Origin of the sequence: Hyphomicrobium sp. (genome assembly GCF_020852195.1) — a bacterium.
Classification (GTDB): domain Bacteria; phylum Pseudomonadota; class Alphaproteobacteria; order Rhizobiales; family Hyphomicrobiaceae; genus Hyphomicrobium_C.
Map to the genome: position 1 here is coordinate 1 of NZ_JADZBI010000072.1, position 20145 is coordinate 20145.

Consider the following 20145-nt stretch of genomic DNA (forward strand, 5'->3'; position numbering starts at 1 on the left):
CGAAGGTGCCAGGCTGATTGTCGTTGATCCCCGCCGGACCGATCTCGTGCGCTCGCCGCACATCAAGGCCGACTATCACCTCGCGCTGCAGCCCGGCACCAACGTCGCTGTCGTCACGGCCATGGCGCACGTAGTTGCCACCGAAAAGCTCTACAACGAAGCGTTCGTGCGCGAGCGCTGCGACTGGAACGAGTTCCAGGAGTGGGTCGAGTTCGTCTCCAAGGAGGTCAACTCGCCCGAGGCCATGGAGAAATACACGGGCGTGAAGCCCGAGCTGATCCGCGGCGCCGCCCGCCTCTACGCCACCGGCGGCAACGCAGCCATCTACTACGGCCTCGGCGTCACCGAGCACTCGCAGGGCTCGACCACCGTCATGGCCATCGCCAACCTCGCCATGGCGACCGGCAACATGAGCCGTCCTGGCGTCGGCGTGAACCCGCTGCGCGGCCAGAACAACGTGCAGGGCTCATGCGACATGGCCTCGTTCCCGCACGAGCTGACCGGCTACCGGCACATCTCGGATGCCACCACCCGCGCCATGTTCGAGAAGGAGTGGAACTGCAAGCTCGACCCCGAGCCGGGCCTCCGCATCCCCAACATGCTGGATGCCGCCGTCGAGGGCACGTTCAAGGCCATCTACATCGAGGGCGAGGACATCCTGCAGTCCGACCCCAACACGCACCACGTCGCGGCTGGCCTCGAGGCCATGGAGTGCGTCGTCGTGCAGGATCTCTTCCTGAACGAGACCGCCCGCTACGCGCACGTATTCCTGCCGGGCTGCACCTTCCTCGAGAAGGACGGCACGTTCACCAACGCCGAGCGGCGCATCCAGATGGTCTCCAAGGTCATGACGCCGAAGAACGGCTACGCCGACTGGGAGATCACGCAGATGATCGCCCAGAAGCTCGGCCTCGGTTGGAACTACAAGGACCCGAGCGAGATCATGGACGAGATCGCGCGGCTGACCCCGACATTCACCGGCGTCTCCTTTGAGAAGATCCGCCGTCTCGGCTCCGTCCAGTGGCCGTGCAACGAGGAGCATCCCGAGGGCACGCCGATCATGCATGTGGGCGAGTTCGTGCGCGGCAAGGGCAAGTTTATGCTCACCGAGTACGTGCCGACCGACGAGCGCACCGGCGCCCGCTTCCCGCTCATCCTGACCACGGGCCGCATCCTCTCGCAGTACAACGTCGGTGCCCAGACGCGCCGCACGGCGAACACGGCATGGCATCCCGAGGACGTGCTCGAGATCAACCCGTTCGACGCCGAGCATCGCGGCATCAAGGACGGCGACTGGGTGGCGGTGAGAAGCCGCGCCGGCGAGACTGCGCTCCGCGCCGTCATCACCGACCGCGTGGCGACGGGCGTCGTCTACACGACGTTCCATCATCCCATGACGCAGGCCAACGTTATCACCACCGACTTCTCGGATTGGGCGACGAACTGCCCCGAGTATAAGGTGACGGCGGTCGAGGTCGCGCGCTCGAACGGCCCGACGGAGTATCAGGAGGAGTACGAGGAGTTCTCCGACCTGACGCGCCGCATCGTGCCGGCCGAGGCCGCGGAGTAGCCTCCATGGCGGAGACGTCGCGCCGCGTTCCGTCCCGCCGCGTCGCAAGGGCCGGCGTGGAGGAGACGAGCCGGCTCATTCCGGAGGAGGTACCTGTCGCGCTCGTCTACGACGGCTCGACGCACGCCGTCATGATGGCGACGCCCGCCGACCTCGAGGACTTCGCGGTCGGCTTCTCCCTCACCGAAGGCATCGTCGCCGACCGGGCCGAGATCCGCGAGATCGAGATCGTCGAGCACGACAACGGCATCGAGGCCCGCATGTGGCTCAAGCCGGCGAGCGGCCGCAAGCATGCCGAGCGTCGCCGCCGCATCGTCGGCCCGACCGCCTGCGGCCTTTGCGGTGTCGAGAGCCTGGAGGCCGCCGTGCCGGCGCCGCGCAAAGTCAGCCACGGCGCCGCGACCACCGCAGCCGAGATCCACAAGGCGCTCGCCGCTCTGCCGCCCGCGCAGACGCTGAACGTGGCGACGCGCGCCGTCCATGGCGCGGCTTTCTGGGATGCGTCCGCCGGGGTGATCGCCTGCGTGCGCGAGGATGTCGGTCGCCACAACGCCCTCGACAAGCTGGTCGGCGCCATCGCCTTGGCCGGCCTCGACCCGGCCAGGGGCTTCGTCGTGCTGACCAGCCGCGTCTCCGTCGAGATGGTGCAGAAGGCCGCCCAGCTCGGCGCCGAGATCGTCGTCGCCGTGTCCGCGCCGACCGCGCTTGCCCTGCGCGTTGCTGAAGAGGCGGGCATCACGCTGGTCGCCGTCGCGCGGCCCGACGCCTTCGAGATTTTCACCCACCCCGAACGCATTTCTCTAGCCGCGCAGCCTGGCGACGGCGATCGCCAGGAGGCCCTGAAGCATGCACTCCCCCTCTGACACGCTGGTCCGCATGGCCAACGACATCGGCAAATTCTTCCGCGCCCAGGGCGAGGAGAAGGCCCTCGCCGGCATCGCCAATCACGTCAAGATGTTCTGGGAGCCGCGCATGAAGAAGCAGATCTTCGCGCACCTGGATGCAGGCGGTGCCGGGCTCGACCCTCTGACACTGAAGGCCCTCCAGAAGCTGAAGGCGGACATGCACGGCATGCCGACGGTCGCCGAGGCGAAGGCCGTAGCGGAGAGCATCGCCCATGCTGCTCCCGTTCCGCAGCCGTCTCAGCAGCCGAAAGCCAAGGCCAGCGGAACGGACAAGCGCGCCCGCCGCTGAGGCATGCCCTTGTGACGCCGCCCGTCGTCCTTACGTAGGGCAGGGCGTTGACGGCGTGCCGTATGCCGTCGACAGTGGAAAAAATCAGGAGGCTTGTCGTGACCCTGCCATTGCCGCGTTTTGCCCTGGCCCTTCTCGCGCTGGGCGCACTCGTTTTCGGCTCGACCGGCGATGCATTCGCCGCCAAGCGCCACTTCGTCGTCACAGCGGTCGAGCCCAAGGGCGGTGCCAATGTGGAGAAGGAGAAGTTCCCGGACCCCCTGCCCGAGGGCGGCGGCTACGTCCTGAAGAAGCCCGACGACACGGGCCGCTGGGAGGTTGCCGTCTACGTCTTCGACCCGCGCCAGATCTTCGTCGACGAGGGCGACGAGGTGACGCTTGAGTTCGTGGGCATCAACGGTGCCAGCCACCCGATCACGATCGAGGCCTACGGCCAGACCTTCGAGCTGAAGCGCGGCCATGTGAACAAGGTGACGTTCGTGGCCGACAAGCCGGGCCGCCACAGCATCATCTGCTCGGCCCACCTCCCGACCATGATCTCGGAACTGATCGTCAACCCGAAGAAGTAGCGCGAAGGCGCCGCGCCGCAGGGCGGACATCGCATGCGCGGAGACTTGCGTGGGTCCCGACCTACGTCGGGATGACGTCGAGAGGAGGCAGACGGCATCCACACAACAGACGTCATCCCGGCGAAGGCCGGGACCCACGCCAGCGTCCACAATCGCCACGCCAGTAGGATCTCGTGCGACGGCGCAATTCAGCATCGGCTGCCGGCAAAGCGTCTAGGCCGCCGCCGGCCTCTCCACGCCCGTCGGTGGCGGCCCGAGCTTCTCCAACTCGTCGTACTCGGCGTCCGTGTAGACGCGCGAGCGTGTGAGGAACCGCACGCCCTCCGGCGCCTCGAGCGAAAAGCCCGATCCGCGCCCCGGCACCACGTCGATGATGAGGTGCGTGTGCTGCCAGTAGTCGAACTGCGCCGCGCCCATGTAGAACGGCTGCCCGCCGATCTCGCCCAGGTAAACATCTTGCGCGCCGACGCGGAACTCGCCCCGCGGGTAGCACATGGGCGCACTGCCGTCGCAGCAGCCGCCGGACTGATGGAACAGGAGCGGCCCATGCAGCCCCGCGAGCTTCTCGACCATCGCCAGGGCCTCCGGCGTCGCCGTCACGCGCTCGACCATCTGAACCTCCTGGTATCTAGGTCGGGACCTTTTCGCCCGATGCTACCACAATTGCGAAGATGTCGGCCAAGGCCGCGAGCGCCCCGTTGTGCACTGCATCCGCCGGCAGGGTGCCGCCGACCGGGTTGGGCAGCGCACGCGTCGCCGTCGCGTTCGCCACCACCGTCGGCCGGTAGCCATGATTGAACGCGGCCCGCGCCGTCGAGTTCACGCACACGTGCGTCATGAAGCCGGCGAGCACGAGATCCGTGACGCCGAGCCGTTTCAGCTCCGCGTCGAGATCGGTCTGCTCGAAGGAGCTGGGATAGGCCTTGGTGATCACCTTCTCGCCTGCCGCAGGGGCGACAACGTCGGCGATGGCCCCGATCGGGGCCTTGGTGTCGTACGGCGTCCCGGGTCCGGCATCGTGCTGGATGTGGATCACCGGCGTCCCGGCGTCGCGGGCGCGCTTGAGCAGAGCCGCGCAAGCCTCGAGCGCCGGCTCCACGCCCTCGAGCTGCATGACGCCCTCGCGATAGGTGTTCTGGCAGTCGATGAGCACAAGCGCGGACTTGGAGAGCGGCGCCGGCGTATCGGGCAGCGCGAGCAGCGAGCGGAGCGTGGGACGTGCGTCGGTCATGGGTCGAGTTGTCCTCGGTGCTTGAGTGTAGTTCTCCCCAACGTCATGGCCGGGCTTGACCTGGCCATCCAGGGTCGCGCCTCGAGGGCGTCCATGATGCGGGGGAGGAGAGGCCCGTGATCTCACAAGGCGCCGCATTCCCTCGGACGAAAACAGCGCGGCCGTGCGGCCGCGCTGCTTCGGAGGGAACCGGATCTGACGGCCTGGCCGGGCCGTTACGATCCTAGAAGAAGCCCAGTGCCTTCGGGCTGTAGGAAACCAGCATGTTCTTGGTCTGCTGGTAGTGGTCGAGCATCATCTTGTGCGTCTCGCGACCGATGCCCGACTGCTTGTAGCCACCGAACGCGGCGTGCGCCGGGTAGAGGTGGTAGCAGTTGGTCCACACGCGGCCCGCCTGGATGGCGCGGCCGAAGCGGTAGGCGCGGGTGCCGTTACGCGTCCACACGCCGGCGCCGAGGCCGTAGAGCGTGTCGTTGGCGATGGCGAGCGCCTCGTCGTCGTCCTTGAACTTCGTCACGGAGACCACCGGTCCGAAGATCTCCTCCTGGAAGACCCGCATCTTGTTGTTGCCTTCCAGAATGGTCGGCTTGACGTAGTAGCCTTCCGCCGTCTCACCATCGAGGATGGCGCGCTCGCCGCCCGTGAGCACGCGCGCGCCCTCGTCGCGGCCGATCTTGATGTAGGACAGGATCTTCTCGAGCTGGTCGTTGGAAGCCTGCGCGCCGATCATGGTCGCGGCGTCGAGTGGGTGGCCCTGCTTGATCTTCTGCACGCGGGCAACGGCGCGCTCGATGAAGCGGTCGTAGATGCTCTCGTGCACGAGCGCGCGGCTCGGGCAGGTACACACCTCGCCCTGGTTGAGCGCGAACATCGTGAAGCCTTCGAGCGCCTTGTCGAAGAACTCGTCGTCGGCGTCGGCAACGTCGCCGAAGAAGATGTTGGGGCTCTTGCCGCCGAGCTCGAGCGTGCAGGGGATGATGTTCTCCGACGCGTACTGCATGATGAGGCGGCCGGTGGTCGTCTCTCCGGTGAAGGCGACCTTGGCGATGCGCTTGTTCTGGGCCAGCGGCTTGCCGGCCTCGATGCCGAAGCCGTTGACGACGTTGAGCACGCCCGGAGGCAGGATGTCGCCGACGAGGTCCATCAGCACCATGATGCTCATGGGCGTCTGCTCGGCGGGCTTGAGCACCACGCAGTTGCCGGCGGCGAGGGCCGGCGCGAGCTTCCACACCGCCATGAGCAGCGGGAAGTTCCAGGGGATGATCTGGCCGACGACACCGAGCGGCTCATGGAAGTGGTAGGCGACGGTGTCGTGGTCGATCTCGGCGATCGAGCCTTCCTGCGCGCGCACGCAGCCGGCGAAATAGCGGAAATGGTCGACGGCCAGCGGCAGGTCGGCGGCGGTCGTCTCGCGGATCGGCTTGCCGTTGTCGAGCGTCTCGACCATGGCGAGCAGCTTGAGGTTGCTCTCCATCTTGTCGGCGATCTTGTTGAGGAGCTGTGCGCGCTCGGCGGGCGAGGTCCTGCCCCAGGCGTCCTTGACCTTGTGGGCGGCATCGAGGGCCAGCTCGATATCCTCGGCGGTGGAGCGGGCGACGTCGCAGAGCGGCTTGCCGGTGACCGGCGTCAGGTTAGTGAAGTATTGTCCTTTGACCGGGGCGACCCACTGGCCGCCGATGAAGTTGTCGTAGCGGGGGCGAATGCGGATCTGCTGGGAAAGTTCATTCAGGGCTTGTTGTATCATGAGTTTTCCTCCTGTGGGGGATGCATCCAGGTGAGCGGCGGAGACGCGCCCTGGTTATTTTCTGTTATGGATAGCGTTGAGCTTACTTAGAGAGACGGGTGTAGCGCGTCTATTCGCCTAAGGTCCTAGAAAGCTGGCACTCACGCCGTGATCCCCATCAATCCGGGCGAAATTTTTCGGTGCTGAATGTGGGAACATTAAGTCCGTCGGACCACCCCGCGGAGCATCTGGCCCTCATCGTTTCCGCGCCGCGCCGACGCCCGGATTCCGGGCACGGCGGCAGCGATGGTGGCCGGAGAAGCTGAAAAGTTATCCTTGAAGGCCGGGCGCGCCTCGCAGACACTTTCGCCATGAGCGATCGGGACGTGAGCCTTGGCCCGCCTCGGGGCGGCGTGCTGTCATGGCTGGGGCTTGCCGGGCATCCGCGCGGCCTCGGCGTGCTTTTCTTCGCCGAGATGTGGGAGCGCTTCTCCTACTACGGGATGCGCGCGCTCCTGGTCCTGTTCATGGTGGCGCCGGTCACGGAGGGCGGCCTCGGCTTCACGCCGGCCGAGGCGGCGCTGATCTACGGCAACTACACGATGGCCGTCTACCTGCTGTCGATCCCCGGCGGCGTCGCGGCCGATACCTTCCTTGGCCTCTGGCGGGCGGTCATTATCGGCGGCATCGTCATCGCCGCCGGGCATTTCACCCTCGCCGTCGCCGATATGACCGCATTCTATGCGGGCCTGATCCTGGTCGTCCTCGGCACGGGCCTGTTCAAGCCCAGCGTCAGCGCGCTCGTCGGCACGCTCTACGGCGCCGAGGATACCCGCCGCGATGCGGGCTTCTCGCTGTTCTACATGGGCATCAACGTCGGCGGCTTCTTCGCGCCGCTGGTCACGGGTTTCCTGGCCCAGAGCGCGCCGATGAAGGCGTGGCTCGCCGCCCAGGGCTTGGACCCGTTGGCGAGCTGGCACTGGGGCTTCGCCGCGGCCGGCATCGGCATGGTTCTCGGCCTCGCGATCCTGCTCCTCTTCGGCCGCGACCTTGCCGGCCGGTCCCCACCCCCTGGCAGGGAAGAACCGCGGCATGGCCAGAGCCCGACGACCGCCGTCCGGGAACCCCCCTCTCCCTGGCTCTCCTTCACGACGTGGGAGGGACGCAGCGTGCTCTCCACGCTGGTTGCGGTCATCGCGGGAACGCTGGGCCTGATGGCTCTGATCGTGCTGTCAGACCGCCCGGGCTTCGAGCTCCTGCGCTGGGCCTATGTCCTGGTGCCGGCCGCGCTCGCGCTCTGGCTCGGGCTGTCGCAGGACGAGGAGCGCCGCCGCTACGGCGCCATGTTCGTGCTGCTGATCGGTGCCGTCCTGTTCTGGGCCATCTTCGAGCAGGCCGGCCTGACCATCGCGCTGTTCGCCGACCAGCTCACGCGCTCCGAGATCGCGGGCTGGACCTTTCCGTCGGCGTGGTTCCAGTCGCTCAATCCGCTGTTCGTGATCCTGCTCGCGCCGTTCTTTGCCGCGCTCTGGATGCGGCTCGGCGACCGCCAGCCGTCGACGCCCGTGAAGTTCGGCGCCGCGCTCGTCTTCCTCGCGCTCTCGTTCCTGCTCATGGTTCCGGCGGCGACGCTGACGGCCGAGGGGCGCATCAGCCCGCTCTGGCTGGTCGGCCTCTTCTTCCTGCAGACGGTCGGCGAGCTGCTGCTGAGCCCCGTCGGTCTCAGCACCATGACCAAGCTTGCACCGAAGCGCGCCGTCGGCCTCGTGCTCGGCATCTGGCTCCTGGGCTTCGCGCTCGGCAGCAAGCTCGCCGGCGTGCTCGGCAGCAACTTCACCGCCACCGATCCCGGCGCCCTGGCCTGGAGCTTCCTCTGGCAGGCCGGCCTTGCCGCTGCGATGGCGGCCGTCTTCTTCGTGCTGGCGCCGTGGGTGAAGCGCCTCATGGGCGGCATCAACTGAGAACGCTCGGTCATGTCTCGTCCTTCCCCCTACACTGGGAGGAAGGACAAGCCGCTAGTCCCGGCTCACCACCGCCTCGAGGCCGGGCGGCGCCTTGAGCCAGCGGTAGCCGTTGCGGCCCAGCTTCTGTCCCACCGCGAACAACGCCATCATGTAGGACCGGTCGAACGGCCCGTTGCTCTTGACGGTGAAGTCGGCGGGGATGGCGGCGAGGTTGTAATCGATCCCGTCGCGTCTCGCGGTGGCGTGCATACGGTAGAGATCGCCGATCCCTTGGTTCTTGATCAGCGTCGAGATGGAGCGCTGTGCGATCGGCAGCACCTTTTCCTCGACCGGCTCCCACTCGGGCGAGATCTTGCCGTTGCGCACGATGTAGAGCCGGCGCGAGGCCGTAGTGCCGAAGATCCGGTCGAGCTCTCGGAACGCCAGCGCGCTCGGCGCCAGGAACACCTGCTGCGTGATGCCGCCGTCGACGTGCATCTCCTCGTAGGTTTGTCCGCCCGCGCGCACCTTGAATCGCACGGGAGGAAAGGCGCCGGGCACCGAGGCTGACGCCAGCAGGACCTTGCGGAACAGAGGCAACGCCTCGCGATGCTCGCTCATGGCGATGCGCCCCATGTCCCAAAGCACCGGCCGTTGCGCATCAATGTTGGTGGTGCCGATGAGCAGCACGCGGCCCTTGCGGCGCTCGCGTGCGATCTCGCGCAGGAACTGGCGGTCGACGTATTTGTCGATGAGCCGCGCCAGCGGTGCGCTGTCCGCCACTGCGGAGCCGCCAAACAGGCCCGGCAGCACGTTCGCGGTCAGGATGTCGGATTGCCCGTAGCGCGTGAACATTTCCTGCAGCGGCTTGTCGCCCTTGGCGCCGAGGAAGGCGAACGGCGCGATCAGCGCCCCCGCGCTGACGCCCGTAACGTAGTCGAAGCGCGGTCGCGTCTTTGCGGCGCCCCACCCCGACAGCAAGCCCGCACCGAACGCGCCGTCCTCGGCCCCGCCCGAGATCGCGAGCAGGTTGACGACGTCCGTCCGTACCGCGCTGGGCCGGATGCCCTCGCCCCTGGAGGTGGCCGCGGCGATGGCGCCGTCGAGCTCGCGCGCAGACGCGTCGCCCCAGATCCGGATGCCCGGCATGCCGATCAGCTCCGCCTCGTCGACGAGGCTCTCGGGCAGCACGTTGCGCGGCATCACGGTCGCGCAGCCGGAAACGACCGCGGCGAGCGTCAGCGCCATGAGCCAGCCGGCAAGCGTGCGCAGAGCAGAGAAGGTCGGCTCACAGAGCCCGTTGGCTGGCAGACACCGCGTCACGCGCCCACTCCCTTTGCGAAGATCTCGGCCGCACGCGCGATGGCGATGCGATCCTCGTCCGTGAGGCCGGGCTTGGACTGGAACAGCACGGCCCGCCTCAGCGGCGGCAGAACCACCATTGCAAGAAAGATCTCGGCATCCCGGCGCAGGGCGGCCGGCGGGCGTTTGCTCTCCGGCTCGAAGTGCGCGATCAGCTCCGAGAGAAGGTCGAGGATGTAGTCGGCAAAGCGCTGGTGAAGACGCGCCGCCAGCTCGGGAAACTGCTTGGCTTCACCGGTGACGACGCGCTCGACCGCGATCACGTCCGGCACCAGCGCGCTCTCGAGCAGGTTTTCCGCAAACGCGACGAGGTTGTCCTCGAGCGTCCCGTGGAACGTGTGCTCCTCCCGCAGCGACCGCAGCGTCCGCGACAGCACGTCGACGACGACGGCCTCGAACAGCTCGGCCTTTCCGGGAAAGCGCGTGTAGAGGGTGCGCTTGGACATGCCGGCCTTGGCGGCGACGGCATCCATGCTGGTCTTCTCGTAGCCGTGGCTCAGAAAGAGCTGCGTGCCGGCCTTCAGGAGCTTTGCGGAGATCTGCGCGGATACGGCACGGGAGGGCCGGCCACCGGCCACGGCGTGTGTCATGCCCATCCCCCTGACGCGCGATCCCATAAGGCAACTGCGCTGAAACTAAACCGTATAGTTTACATTGGCAAGACGGGAAAAATTGTTGCCCAGCTTGAGGTTGGCTTTGCCGATCACTGAGCGTTCAGCGGGCCGCGTTGAGGCGTGCGAAGCCGGCCTCGAGATCAGCGATCAGGTCTCCCACGTCGTCGAGCCCGATATGCAACCTGAGCGCCGGGCCTTCCGCCGTCCACGCCGTCGCCGTCCGGTAGCGCTTCGGATTGAACGGCACGATGAGGCTTTCGTAGCCGCCCCACGAGTAGCCCATGCCGAACAGCTCGAGCCCGTCGAGCATGGCCGCGAGCGCCTTGCGCGGCGCGGGCTTGAGGATCACCGAGAACAGTCCCGAGGCGCCGGTGTAGAGCGCCTTCCAGAGCGCATGCCCAGGGTCGGACGGCAGCGCGGGGTGCAGGATGCGCTCGACCTCGGGCCGCGTGCCGAGCCAGCGCGCCACCTCGAGCGCGGAGCGCTGATGGCGGTCGAGCCGCACGGCAAGCGTGCGCAGGCCGCGCAGGCCGAGGTAGGTTTCCTCCGAGCCAGGGCAGCTTCCGAGCACGGTGCGCGCTGCCTCCACCGCGCCGGCGGTCCGTGCGTTGGCGGTGATGGCGCCGAGCATCGCGTCCGCGTGCCCGACGACGTACTTGGTACAGGCTGTAATGGAGACGTCGACGCCGTGCGACAGCGGGCGGAAGTAGAGCGGGCCCGCCCAGGTGTTGTCCATCAGCACGGTGACGTCGCGTGCCCGCGCGGCCTTTACGATGGCCGGCACGTCCTGCATCTCGAACGTGAGCGAGCCGGGGCTTTCCAGGAACACCACGCGCGTATTGGGCTGGATCAGCTCGGCGATGCCGCCGCCGATTAGGGGATCGTAGTAGGTGGTGGTGACACCGAGGCGCGCGAGCAGGGTGTCGCAGAACTTGCGCGTCGGTTGATAAACACTGTCCACCATCAGCAGGTGATCGCCGGCGCCGACAAAGGCCAGGATGGCCGTGGTCACGGCCTGGTAGCCCGAAGGCGTCAGCAGCGTGCGCTCTCCCCCCTCGAGCTCAGTGAGCGCCGTCTCCAGCGCCACCGTCGTGGGGGTGCCGTAGCGTCCGTAGCGGAACGGCTGGCGCTCGTAGGCATCCAGCTCGTCGAGCGTCGGGAAAAGCACCGTTGAGCCGCGGTAGGCCGGCGCGTTGACGAAGCCGTGCTGGTCCGCGGGATTGCGCCCGCTGTGCAGAATGGCCGTCGCGGGATGGCGGGTCTTGCCCGTGCCCTTGTTCGGTTTCGTCATGCGATCAAGATCCTCGGTATCGAGAGGAGTCCGGTGCTGGCGCTTGGGTAGCGCCCTTTGACGCAACTTCCAACCTCGGTCAAGGGCTTGACCATCAGGGCGCAACGCGGGATGTGTGACGACGGCGGAGCGGCATGCTCGGCGTGCGAGCGCGATGCTGGGTCCGTAACGACGTACGACGTCGCGCCCGCGACGGTTCACGAACGCAGCGCCGGCTCACCATCGGTTGTGCCCGCCGGCCGCCTGTCCCCGCCGCTGAAGCTCTATCGACCCGGAGGCTCGCACCCGTGAGGGCTGATCGCCAGATGCCAGAGCGTGTTCCGAGCCGCCATGGCAGGAGGACGCGTCCGGCCTGGGCCACCTGGGCCATGGCTGTGGCCGTCGCGGCCCTGGTCACGCCCGCCGCATCGGCCGCGACGCTCGACGACGTTCGCACGCGTGGCCACCTCGTTTGCGGCGTCTCGGAAGGCATGCCGGGGTTTGCGTCCGTCGCCGCGGACGGCACCTGGTCCGGCCTCGACACCGACTTCTGCGCGGCCGTTGCCGCCGCCGTCCTGGGCGACAAGGGCGCGGTCAAGTATCGCGTGGTGACGCCCGCCAACCGGTTCCAGGCGCTGACCGCAGGCGAGGTCGATCTTCTGCCGCGCGCCAACGGCCGCACGCTGTCGCGTGACACCGAGCTTGGCGTCCGCTACGCGGACACGCTGTTCCACGACGGCCAGGGCTTCCTGATCCGGCGCGGCTATGCGGTCGCGAGCGTGCTCGAGCTGTCGGGTGTATCGGTCTGCGTGGTCGGCGAAACCGGCGCCGCGCAGGGAGTCGAGACCTACTTCCAGTCCCGCAAGATGCGCTACCAGCTCGTCGCCGCCGCGCGCTGGACGGATGCCGTGAAGGCCTACGCCGACGGCGTCTGCACCGTGCTCACCGGCGACATGACGGTGCTCGCCGCCGAGCGCAGCCGTCTCGTGACGCCGGCCGAGCATGTGCTGATGCCGGAGCTGATCAGCAAGGAGATGCTGGGCCCCGTCGTCCGCCAGGGAGACGAGCAGTGGTTCTCCGTGGTTCGCTGGACGCTGGCCGCGCTCATCGCCGCCGAGGAGCTCGGCATCACGAGTCAGAACGCGGAGGCGTTGCGCGCCTCGCCGAATGTCGACGTCCGCCGCTTCCTGGGCGTCGAGGCCGACCTCGGCCAGGCCATGGGCCTGAAGCGCGAGTGGAGCTTCGAGCTCGTGAGGCAGGTCGGCAACTACGGCGAGCTGTTCGAGCGCAACATCGGCCTCAAATCGCCGCTGGCGCTGGAGCGCGGTGTCAATAATCTTTGGACGCGGGGCGGCCTCATGTCTGCGGGGCCGCTGCGCTGATGAGGGGCGCCGTGTCGGGCGCATCGAGGAGGGGTTGCGTGTGATTGGCATCGTCGCTGCAGGCATCCTGGCCGCCGCCGCGATCGAGCTCGAAGGGCTCCCCGCCACCATCGTCCTGCTGGCGCCGTTCGTCGCGCTCCTGATCCTGATCGTCTGGATGCGGCCGTGGTCCCGGCCGAAGGCCCCGCGGCAGAAGGCCGAGGCGCTGCGCGCCATCCCCGCTGCCGACGTGCCGCTGCCCGTTGCCGAAAAGGCGGAGCCAGTCGATTGGGCCGGCCGCATCGCCACGGCGGAGGCCGCGCGCGATCACGGGGCCCTTGCCGGCCACTTCCTGGCCTTCGCGCGCGCCGAGATAGCGGAGGGGCGCACCGAGCAGGCCGCCGGGTACCTGCGCTCGAGCGTTCGCGCCGCCGCCAAGGCCCGCGACGCCGCGGTCCAGGCCGAGGCGCGGTTCGAGCTTGCGGAGATCGCGCGTGCCGCCGGCGACCTCACGACCGCCTGCGAGCACTGGCAGATGGCGCGCGCCCTGTTCCACGAGCAGAAGTCGGAGGCACGGCTCGGCGAGACCGAGCGTCTGATGCGTCAGCACGGCTGCCCGACCGACTGGGTGCTGAACGACTTTTGAGAGAGGCGGCTCTCCTCGCCCAACCCCCTGTCATCTCAGACGGCGCGCTAGCGCCGATCCGGGACGCAGGAGCCACTGGTGAGCCGCGGCCAAATGCATTGCGTGCCCCCTTGGGTCCCGGCTCTGCGCGCCGACGCTGCCGCGGCGGTGCTCGGCTGAGATGACACATGGATTGCCGTGGGTGGGGTAGAGCGCGGGCGCCTCAGTTCATCACCAGCTCGACCTGCGCCGTCTCGCCGTTGGCGAGCGTGATCTCACGCTGGAACTCGCGCCCCTGCGATTTGGCGACGACGGTATAGCTGCCCGGTGCCAGGATATGCGTCGGCAGCGCGCCGACGCTCTCCTTGATCTCCTCGCCCTGCGGCGTCTGGATGGTCCACTGCGTGTCGGGCAGCGCCTCGCCGCCCGCGCGCTGCACGAGCTTGAACGTTGCCTTGGCGGCCGAATGCGTGACCGTCGCCTCGGTGAGTTTTCCCGCCTCGACGGTAACGTCGCTTTTCACGACCGCGTTGCAGTCTCCATATGTGGAGACGATGTGGTAGATGCCGGCGTTGAGCCGGATCACGAGATTGGGCCGCGCCGCCGAGATCACGAGGCGGCGGTTGTCCGTCTGGTCGCGGTCGGAGTAGATCGCATAGCTCACCGTGTTGCTCGGCGCCTCCGCGCCGGCCACGAGCGCCTTGAGCCTGAGCCCGCCGGCGTTGAGCACGAACTCCTCGGCCGCCGGGTTTTCCTCGCCGCCCTTGACCGTGATCCGCCGCGTGATGTGCGCGCGCCCAAGCGCGGCGTTGACGACATAGTCGCCCACCCTGAGCTTGAAGGTCGGACGCGCATCCTGCTTGGTGGCGATCAGCGTCGGGCGTCCCGCGTCTCCGGGCGGATGCCAGAACACGCGCCAGACGAGCCCCTCCGCGATCTCCTCGCCGTCCGCCGTGAGGCGCGCCACCATGCTGACGTGCGCCGTCTCCACGGGCTGCTCGACGTCGGCGGATTCTGCACCCGCGCCCGGCGCGGCGCCTTGTCCCTGCAGGCCGGTGAGCCAGTCCGCCGGAGATTGCGCCGGCGCGGTGTCGGCAAGGACGCCGGCCCCAAGCGCGAGCGCGAGCAGCGCCGCGCCGCGCCGTCTCCACCCGTGTCCCGGAATGTTCAGGGTTTCAGTCTTGTCCATGGCTGCCAGGCTGTGCGCATGCGTGAGATTCGTCGAGCCGGTCTGGCCTGCAGACCCCCAGACCGTGGTCGAAGTATGGCAAGTCAGGGCGCTCCCGGCGTGAGCTGGCGCCGCTCGCCGGACTTGAGGTCGAATGCCTGCTCGATCCGCTTGTCCCCGACGTCCGTCAGCAGCACGTAGCGGCCGGGCGCCAGCCGGGCCGTCCCCGCGTCGCTGCGACCGGCGTGCATCACCGTCCGCCCGTCGCTGTCCTTGATGCGCCAATGGCGCCCGGACGCCGCCCCGGCATTGATGGAGACCTCGCCCTGCTCAAGCTTCAGCGCCACGCTGCCGCCGCGGCCGGTGGTGAGGTCGATGATGCCGGCCGCCTTGACGTTGAGGCCCATCACCTCCGCCTCGACCCTGTAGCGGGCCGGCGGCAACTGGAAGGTGCTAGTTGCCCCGTGTGCCCGGCCGATCTCGCCCGATTGCCCGGCCTCGCTCAGGATGCGGATGACGATCGGCAGCGCGGATGGGGATACGGGCGCGGACGCGCTGTCCGCCGTCCCTTCGGGCGCGGCCACCGTGACATTCACCGTGATGCTGACGAGGTTGAGGGTCGCCACATGCCGGATCGTCGCGCCGCTGCCGAGCGCGATGCGCTCATGTACCTCCGCGGCACCCGAGCGGGCCGCCACGTAGTACGTCCCCGCCGGCAGCGTGAAAGTTGCCGCCGGATCGGCCGTGCGCGCCACCTCGCGCCGTCCCTGCGGCGAATCGGGATCGTCCTCCTCGATCGTGTAGGTGACCTCCTTAAGCGGCGCTCCGTTCGCCGCGGAGACGGCGCTGAGCGCGAGCTGCCCGGTGCCGAGCACCGGATGCACGTCCACGCCCGCGCCTTCCGCGAGGCGCGTCTCCGTGGTCTGCTGCGCAAGGCCGTCCTCGACGCGCACGAGATAGGTGCCGGCCGGCAGCACGAGCTGCGTCGCCGCCTCCCGCCCGATCCAGACCGGGCGCTGCGTGGCCCCGTCCGCGCCGTCCTTGGCGAAGATGGTGACGAGGGGATGGGCGAGCGCCGTCCCCTCCTTGTCGGCCTGCGCCTTGAGGTTCAGCACGCCGGCGCCCAGCGAGAGCTTGGCCACGGTCGGCCCTTCGGCCTTGACCTCGAGCGTCTGCCGCACCGAGGCCTGCCCGAGCTTCGCCTCGACCACGTAGGAGCCAGGCGCGAGATCGACCGCCAGCTCCCGCGCGTGCGCGTGCGCCACGACCACGTCCGGCGCCTCGGCCTTGGCCACGGTCCACCCGATGGCGGCCGCCAGCGGCTTGCCCTCGGCCGCGAGCGCGGCGGTGAGGCTGAGGCCCGGCGCCCCGGCCGGCTGCGGCGGCGTGGCGGCCTGCGGCGCCGGCACCGCGACGCCCGTTTCCGGGTCCACGCGCGCCAGGTCGGCGAGTGTCAGCGCCTCCGAGATCGCGTCGGCGAGCTGGGTCGAGTCCTGGGCCTGGATCACCTTGCCCTTGGTCGCGGCCCCGACGCAGACGAGGTGGCGCGCGTCGGTCTTGTCGAGCGCGAAGCCGATCAGGAAGATGCGCGTCTTGGGGTTGGTCGTGGCGATGTCCGCCGCCACTGCGCACGGGTCCTGCGCGCAGTTGTCCATGCCGTCGTGGATGGCGATGATGCTGCCGGCCGTATCCGCCGGGATCTGCTTGGCGGCCTCTCTCAGGGCAAGCGAGAGCGGCCCCTTGCCTTTCGGGTTGAGCTTGTCGGCGATGGAAAGGATGCGCTCGGGCGGGCCGGCCTCGGGCGGTGCCAGCACCTCGACGTCGCTGCAGTCGGCGCGCCGGCGTTGGCCGAACGACATGAGCCCGAGCCGGACCTGCGGCGAAAGGCTGGAGAGCGATTGGCGCAGTGCCTGGCGCGCGAGATCGAACTTCGCCGGCCGCTCGCCGGGGATGTTGCCCCACATAGAGCCCGAGCCGTCGAGCACGACGACGAGCGGGCCGTGGGCACCCGCGTCCTCTGCGGCGGAGGGCCGCGCGGCGAGCGTCAGCGCAAGCGCGGCCAGGAAAAGGCGGGCGAAAGGGCGAAGGTCGGGCATCGGGCGTGGGTCCGTTCTTCGGCGCGGGCGACGGGGGAGATTGTATCAGAGCCGCACATGCGTTAGCGAGGCCGGCAACGTGCAATGGAATGGAAATATGCGCAATGAATGACGCTCTGATCGAGGCCCTTGCAACCCGCCGCTCCGTGAAGCCCGACCGCCTTCGCGAGCCGGCCCCCTCGGGGGAGGAGCTGGATCGGATCCTGACCATCGCCGCTCGCGTGCCCGACCACAAAAAGCTCGTGCCCTGGCGCTTCATCGTGTTCGAGGGCGACGCGCGCGCCGCCGCCGGCGAGTTGTTCGCCGCCGCCTGCGCGGCCGAGGAGAAGGAGCCTTCGCATGTCCGCCTCGAGACCGAGCGCGGCCGCTTCCTGCGCGCGCCTCTGGTCGTGGCCGTGGTCTCGCGCGTCTCGAAGCGACCCGGCGCTCCGGAGTGGGAGCAGATCCTCTCCTCCGGCGCCGCCGCGTTCAATCTCTGCCTCGCCGCCAACGCCCTCGGCTCCGGCACGTCCTGGCTCACCGAGTGGATCGCCTACAGCCCGTTCGTGCACGAGAAGCTGGGCCTCGCCGAGAACGAGCGCATCGCGGGCTTCGTCCACGTCGGCACCCCGATGGAGAAGCCCGAGGAGCGCGAGCGCCCGAACCTTGCCGACATCGTCACGCGCTGGCAGCCGTGAGGCGACGCGCCTGCCTCACAGCGTTACGGAGTAGGTGAGCTCGGCTTTCGAATAGCGCACCTGCTTGTCTGCCTCGTGGTGCACGATCAGCGCAACCTTCGCGCGGTGCGCGAGCGCACGCCCGTAGGCTTCGGCAACAACGCGCCGCCGGAAAGAGGCGAGTGGTAGGCCGCATTGTCGAACGACGATCCACTCTCCGCCTTTTTGTGCGTGAACGTGAAAATCGCGCGTCACTGCTTGCCCCCATCCTGAAGATGGGCCTTCCCTCGCTGAAGCGGAAAGCCGTCGCTGGCGTACAGGTTCCGGATGGCCGCGTCGTCGAAGCGCTCTTCGTTGACTTCGAGCACAGCCCCTGTGAGCTTGTCGGGCTCAAGCTCTTCGATCGCATAGCGGATAGCCGCGGCCGCCGTATCGAAGCGTCTGTAGGACACGACTTTCCGGCGAAAGCCGCGGCTCGCGGTCGGAAACAGCTCGGCAGGCGCGTCGAAGTCGAAACGCGTCGTCATGCTATCCTCCTAGGCCGAGCTCGTCAGCTCGCGTTCCTTTGCGGCACGCTCGAAGTTCTCTTCGGTGGATTTGATCCGATACGTCCGCTCGCCTCCTTCAGGAGGCAGCAGCCTGACCACCGTGAACACGGCTGAGCCTGTCGTCCTGCGAGGTGGATCATAGAGCACCCGCTGGCCGACCCTGAATTTGTGCCCTTCCATTCCAGCCTCCGAGGAAGTTGTTCGCTTTGTCGCGCGTTGAACGCCAAGTGCATCGAGACGTGCCACCTGGTCCCACAGAAGGTCTCGAAGTGCCGGGTCGGCGCCGCTCTGCGATGCACCGACTGCGACTTGCTCGAGCCACAGCTTGGTCATGGCGACATCAAGCAGCCGCAATGCGTCAGGACCGAAGCCGACAGGTTTTTGATCGAAGGGCATTGGCTGTGCTCCAATCCGGCGGGAGCACAAGCATCTCTCAGTCACCGTCGCCAGATGATCTCCGGTGATGATCATTATATGGGCGCTCCCAAGCGAAATGTCCACCTTTCCGGCCCGAGGACAGCGCTGCAGGGAGGATCAAACCGAAACGCCTTCGGCGTCGAGGTAGCCTGACGTGACGTCGATGCCGCCGTCCTTCAGGATTGCATCCGCCTCCGCGAGCAGGGTCTCGGGCAACCGATTGCCGCTCGCCGTAAGCGGCGGCTCCACCGCGCGCCACTTGGGACCCCAGGCGCGGATATGGTCGGCCGCGCGATTGGCGTTGGAGAACGCGTTGCCGAACGTCAGCGGCGCGGCGGCGGCAAAAAGCCGATCGACAATCTGCGACGCCTTCGCCGAAGCCTCTGCGGCGGCCGCCGTTTCGCCGCTTGCGAGGTGCCGTGCGGTTGCATCCAGGAGCTCCGGCACGGAATTCCCCGAGCTGAGCAGCCAGCCGTCGTAAGGGCCGTCCGGCGCCACCCACGCGCTGTAGCGCCCTTCCGCGCCGCGCAACGCCAGGACGCCCTTGGTCGCTCCGGCCTTGGCCACGGCGTCTTCGCCGCTCGAGTCCTTGAACATGACGACCTTCGGCTCATCGGCGAGCGCACGCATGGTCTCGACGCTGATCGCACACTGCGTCACCTGCGGCAGCTGGTAGACGGCGATCGGCATCTCGGTTTCGCGCAGAACACGCCGGTAGTGATCGAGGATCGTCTCTTGCGACGCGCCGGGCTCGACGGGCGGACACACCGCGTGCCCGACGGCCTGGGCCGCGAGCTTGGGTCCTTTGGCGAGCCGCTCCTCGACCAGGCGCGCCCGCGCGATGACGGCATCCGTCGTGGGACGCAGCGCGCCGAACATGAGGCGCGTCTCCCCCGGAAACACGGTGCCATCCTGCGCAAGCTCGATCAGCGCCGCGAAGGCGGTATCGTCGATCTCCCAGCCGTCCCCCGTGGAACCGGCCAGCAGAAACCGGCTGACGTGAGGCCGCAGATGCGCGATCTGGGCCGCAATGCGATTCTGGTCCACGCCGCCCGGCGCACCGGGCTTGAAGTGCGTGAGGTTGGGAACCCAGAGCGGGTAGCCGCCGCGCTCCGTCTGCTTGTGCTCGGACATGTTCATCCCTCCCTGTCCGCACCTTCGGTCGAGGTGCTTGTGCTTCGCGCCGTGCCGTCGGTCCAGTCCTGGCGCCGAGGCGCGAGGATCCTGCCGCCGGCACGTCGCGCGTGCCTACTTCAACAATGACGTGTTGCCCTCAGACCTCTCCTCCGCCTCAGTACCGGAACTGCTCGGCGAGGATGCGCTCGTCGAGGTTATGGCCGGGGTCGAACATCATGTAGAGGTCGATGGTGCGCGCCTGCTCGATCTCGACGCGGACCACGTTGCGCATCTCGGTCGCGTCCGCCACCGCGCTCACCGGACGCTTCTCGGTCTCGAGCGCCGCCACGCTGATGCGCGCCTTGTTGGGAAGCAGCGCCCCGCGCCAGCGGCGCGGGCGGAACGGACTGATCGGCGTCAGCGCCAGCAAGGGCGCGTTGATGGGCAGGATCGGCCCATGCGCCGACAGGTTGTAGGCCGTCGAGCCGGCCGGCGTTGCCACCAGCACGCCGTCACAGATGAGCTCCTCCATGCGCACCTTGCCGTCGATGGAGATGCGGAGCTTCGCCGCCTGGAAGCTCTCGCGGAACAGCGACACCTCGTTGATGGCGAGCGCCTTGCTGGCCTTGCCCTGCGCGTCGTAGGCGCCCATGGAGAGCGGATGCACGCGGCTGATCTCGGC

Annotated in this window: 20 protein-coding genes and 1 pseudogene; 8 read left to right on the top strand and 13 right to left on the bottom strand. The window is 68.2% G+C overall.

Translation table 11 applies throughout. The annotated features are described in order from the left end of the window. The 4 genes and pseudogenes from IT540_RS05625 to IT540_RS05640 form a co-directional block, all read left to right on the top strand. A partial coding sequence (locus IT540_RS05625) for a molybdopterin-dependent oxidoreductase (protein ID WP_291174343.1) occupies positions 1 to 1570 on the top strand: 1570 nt, incomplete at its 5' end. 5 nt (positions 1571 to 1575) lie between these two features. Continuing rightward, positions 1576 to 2433, top strand: coding sequence for a formate dehydrogenase accessory sulfurtransferase FdhD (gene fdhD / locus IT540_RS05630; protein WP_291174344.1), 858 nt, complete (start codon positions 1576 to 1578; stop codon positions 2431 to 2433). Beyond that, positions 2417 to 2626 (top strand): annotated as a pseudogene (locus IT540_RS05635) (formate dehydrogenase subunit delta); the annotation flags it as partial. The gene fdhD and the pseudogene IT540_RS05635, both read left to right, overlap by 17 nt. Positions 2627 to 2862: 236 nt before the next feature. Next, positions 2863 to 3333, top strand: a complete 471-nt coding sequence (locus IT540_RS05640) for a cupredoxin domain-containing protein (protein WP_291174346.1) — start codon at positions 2863 to 2865, stop codon at positions 3331 to 3333. A 213-nt stretch (positions 3334 to 3546) separates the two neighbouring features. Here the strand turns inward: IT540_RS05640 and IT540_RS05645 are convergent, their stop codons facing one another. The 3 genes from IT540_RS05645 to adh form a co-directional block, all read right to left on the bottom strand. Next, the gene (locus tag IT540_RS05645; protein ID WP_291174349.1) at positions 3547 to 3945 is read right to left on the bottom strand and encodes a DUF779 domain-containing protein; all 399 of its coding nucleotides are present in this window, start codon (positions 3943 to 3945) and stop codon (positions 3547 to 3549) included. 16 nt (positions 3946 to 3961) lie between these two features. Then, positions 3962 to 4564: a cysteine hydrolase family protein gene (locus IT540_RS05650; RefSeq protein ID WP_291174351.1), complete on the bottom strand. Its 603-nt coding sequence runs from the start codon at positions 4562 to 4564 to the stop codon at positions 3962 to 3964. A 223-nt stretch (positions 4565 to 4787) separates the two neighbouring features. After that, positions 4788 to 6308 (bottom strand): aldehyde dehydrogenase, encoded by a 1521-nt coding sequence (adh, locus tag IT540_RS05655; protein ID WP_291174353.1) that lies wholly within the window; start codon positions 6306 to 6308, stop codon positions 4788 to 4790. 350 nt (positions 6309 to 6658) lie between these two features. Between adh and IT540_RS05660 the strand changes: the two genes are divergently transcribed. Beyond that, positions 6659 to 8248: a peptide MFS transporter gene (locus tag IT540_RS05660; RefSeq protein WP_291174355.1), complete on the top strand. Its 1590-nt coding sequence runs from the start codon at positions 6659 to 6661 to the stop codon at positions 8246 to 8248. Positions 8249 to 8302: 54 nt separating this feature from the next. On the opposite strand, the gene IT540_RS05665 is transcribed toward IT540_RS05660, so the two are convergent. The 3 genes from IT540_RS05665 to metC form a co-directional block, all read right to left on the bottom strand. Beyond that, a complete protein-coding gene (locus IT540_RS05665) occupies positions 8303 to 9553 on the bottom strand; it encodes a patatin-like phospholipase family protein (RefSeq protein ID WP_291174357.1) in 1251 nt (416 codons plus the stop codon). Beyond that, a complete protein-coding gene (locus IT540_RS05670) occupies positions 9550 to 10182 on the bottom strand; it encodes a TetR/AcrR family transcriptional regulator (RefSeq protein ID WP_291174359.1) in 633 nt (210 codons plus the stop codon). The genes IT540_RS05665 and IT540_RS05670 overlap by 4 nt, the downstream gene beginning before the upstream one ends. A 124-nt stretch (positions 10183 to 10306) precedes the next feature. Further along, positions 10307 to 11497: a cystathionine beta-lyase gene (gene metC / locus IT540_RS05675; protein WP_291174361.1), complete on the bottom strand. Its 1191-nt coding sequence runs from the start codon at positions 11495 to 11497 to the stop codon at positions 10307 to 10309. Between the two features lie 305 nt (positions 11498 to 11802). Between metC and IT540_RS05680 the strand changes: the two genes are divergently transcribed. Both IT540_RS05680 and IT540_RS05685 read left to right on the top strand, forming a co-directional pair. Further along, entirely contained in the window at positions 11803 to 12858 is a 1056-nt protein-coding gene (locus IT540_RS05680; RefSeq protein WP_291174363.1) for an amino acid ABC transporter substrate-binding protein, read from the top strand. A gap of 40 nt (positions 12859 to 12898) precedes the next feature. After that, complete coding sequence (locus IT540_RS05685; protein WP_291174365.1) at positions 12899 to 13483, top strand: hypothetical protein; 585 nt, start codon at positions 12899 to 12901, stop codon at positions 13481 to 13483. Positions 13484 to 13685: 202 nt separating this feature from the next. Here the strand turns inward: IT540_RS05685 and IT540_RS05690 are convergent, their stop codons facing one another. Both IT540_RS05690 and IT540_RS05695 read right to left on the bottom strand, forming a co-directional pair. After that, the gene (locus tag IT540_RS05690) at positions 13686 to 14651 is read right to left on the bottom strand and encodes a hypothetical protein (protein ID WP_291174367.1); all 966 of its coding nucleotides are present in this window, start codon (positions 14649 to 14651) and stop codon (positions 13686 to 13688) included. An 83-nt stretch (positions 14652 to 14734) separates the two neighbouring features. Then, on the bottom strand, positions 14735 to 16726 hold the full coding sequence (locus IT540_RS05695; protein ID WP_291174369.1) for a VWA domain-containing protein: 1992 nt from the start codon (positions 16724 to 16726) through the stop codon (positions 14735 to 14737). Positions 16727 to 16830: 104 nt separating this feature from the next. Between IT540_RS05695 and IT540_RS05700 the strand changes: the two genes are divergently transcribed. Beyond that, positions 16831 to 17403: a nitroreductase gene (locus IT540_RS05700; protein ID WP_291174371.1), complete on the top strand. Its 573-nt coding sequence runs from the start codon at positions 16831 to 16833 to the stop codon at positions 17401 to 17403. Positions 17404 to 17418: 15 nt separating this feature from the next. Here IT540_RS05700 and IT540_RS05705 read toward each other — a convergent pair whose 3' ends face one another. The 5 genes from IT540_RS05705 to IT540_RS05725 all read right to left on the bottom strand — a co-directional run. Next, entirely contained in the window at positions 17419 to 17637 is a 219-nt protein-coding gene (locus IT540_RS05705; protein ID WP_291174373.1) for a DUF2188 domain-containing protein, read from the bottom strand. Next, a complete protein-coding gene (locus IT540_RS05710) occupies positions 17634 to 17909 on the bottom strand; it encodes a hypothetical protein (RefSeq protein ID WP_291174375.1) in 276 nt (91 codons plus the stop codon). Before IT540_RS05710 ends, IT540_RS05705 begins: the two co-directional genes overlap by 4 nt. Before the next feature lie 9 nt (positions 17910 to 17918). After that, entirely contained in the window at positions 17919 to 18326 is a 408-nt protein-coding gene (locus IT540_RS05715; protein WP_291174377.1) for a hypothetical protein, read from the bottom strand. A 138-nt stretch (positions 18327 to 18464) separates the two neighbouring features. Then, positions 18465 to 19481: a dihydrodipicolinate synthase family protein gene (locus IT540_RS05720; RefSeq protein ID WP_291174379.1), complete on the bottom strand. Its 1017-nt coding sequence runs from the start codon at positions 19479 to 19481 to the stop codon at positions 18465 to 18467. A 157-nt stretch (positions 19482 to 19638) separates the two neighbouring features. Beyond that, a partial coding sequence (locus IT540_RS05725; protein WP_291174380.1) for an NAD kinase occupies positions 19639 to 20145 on the bottom strand: 507 nt, incomplete at its 5' end.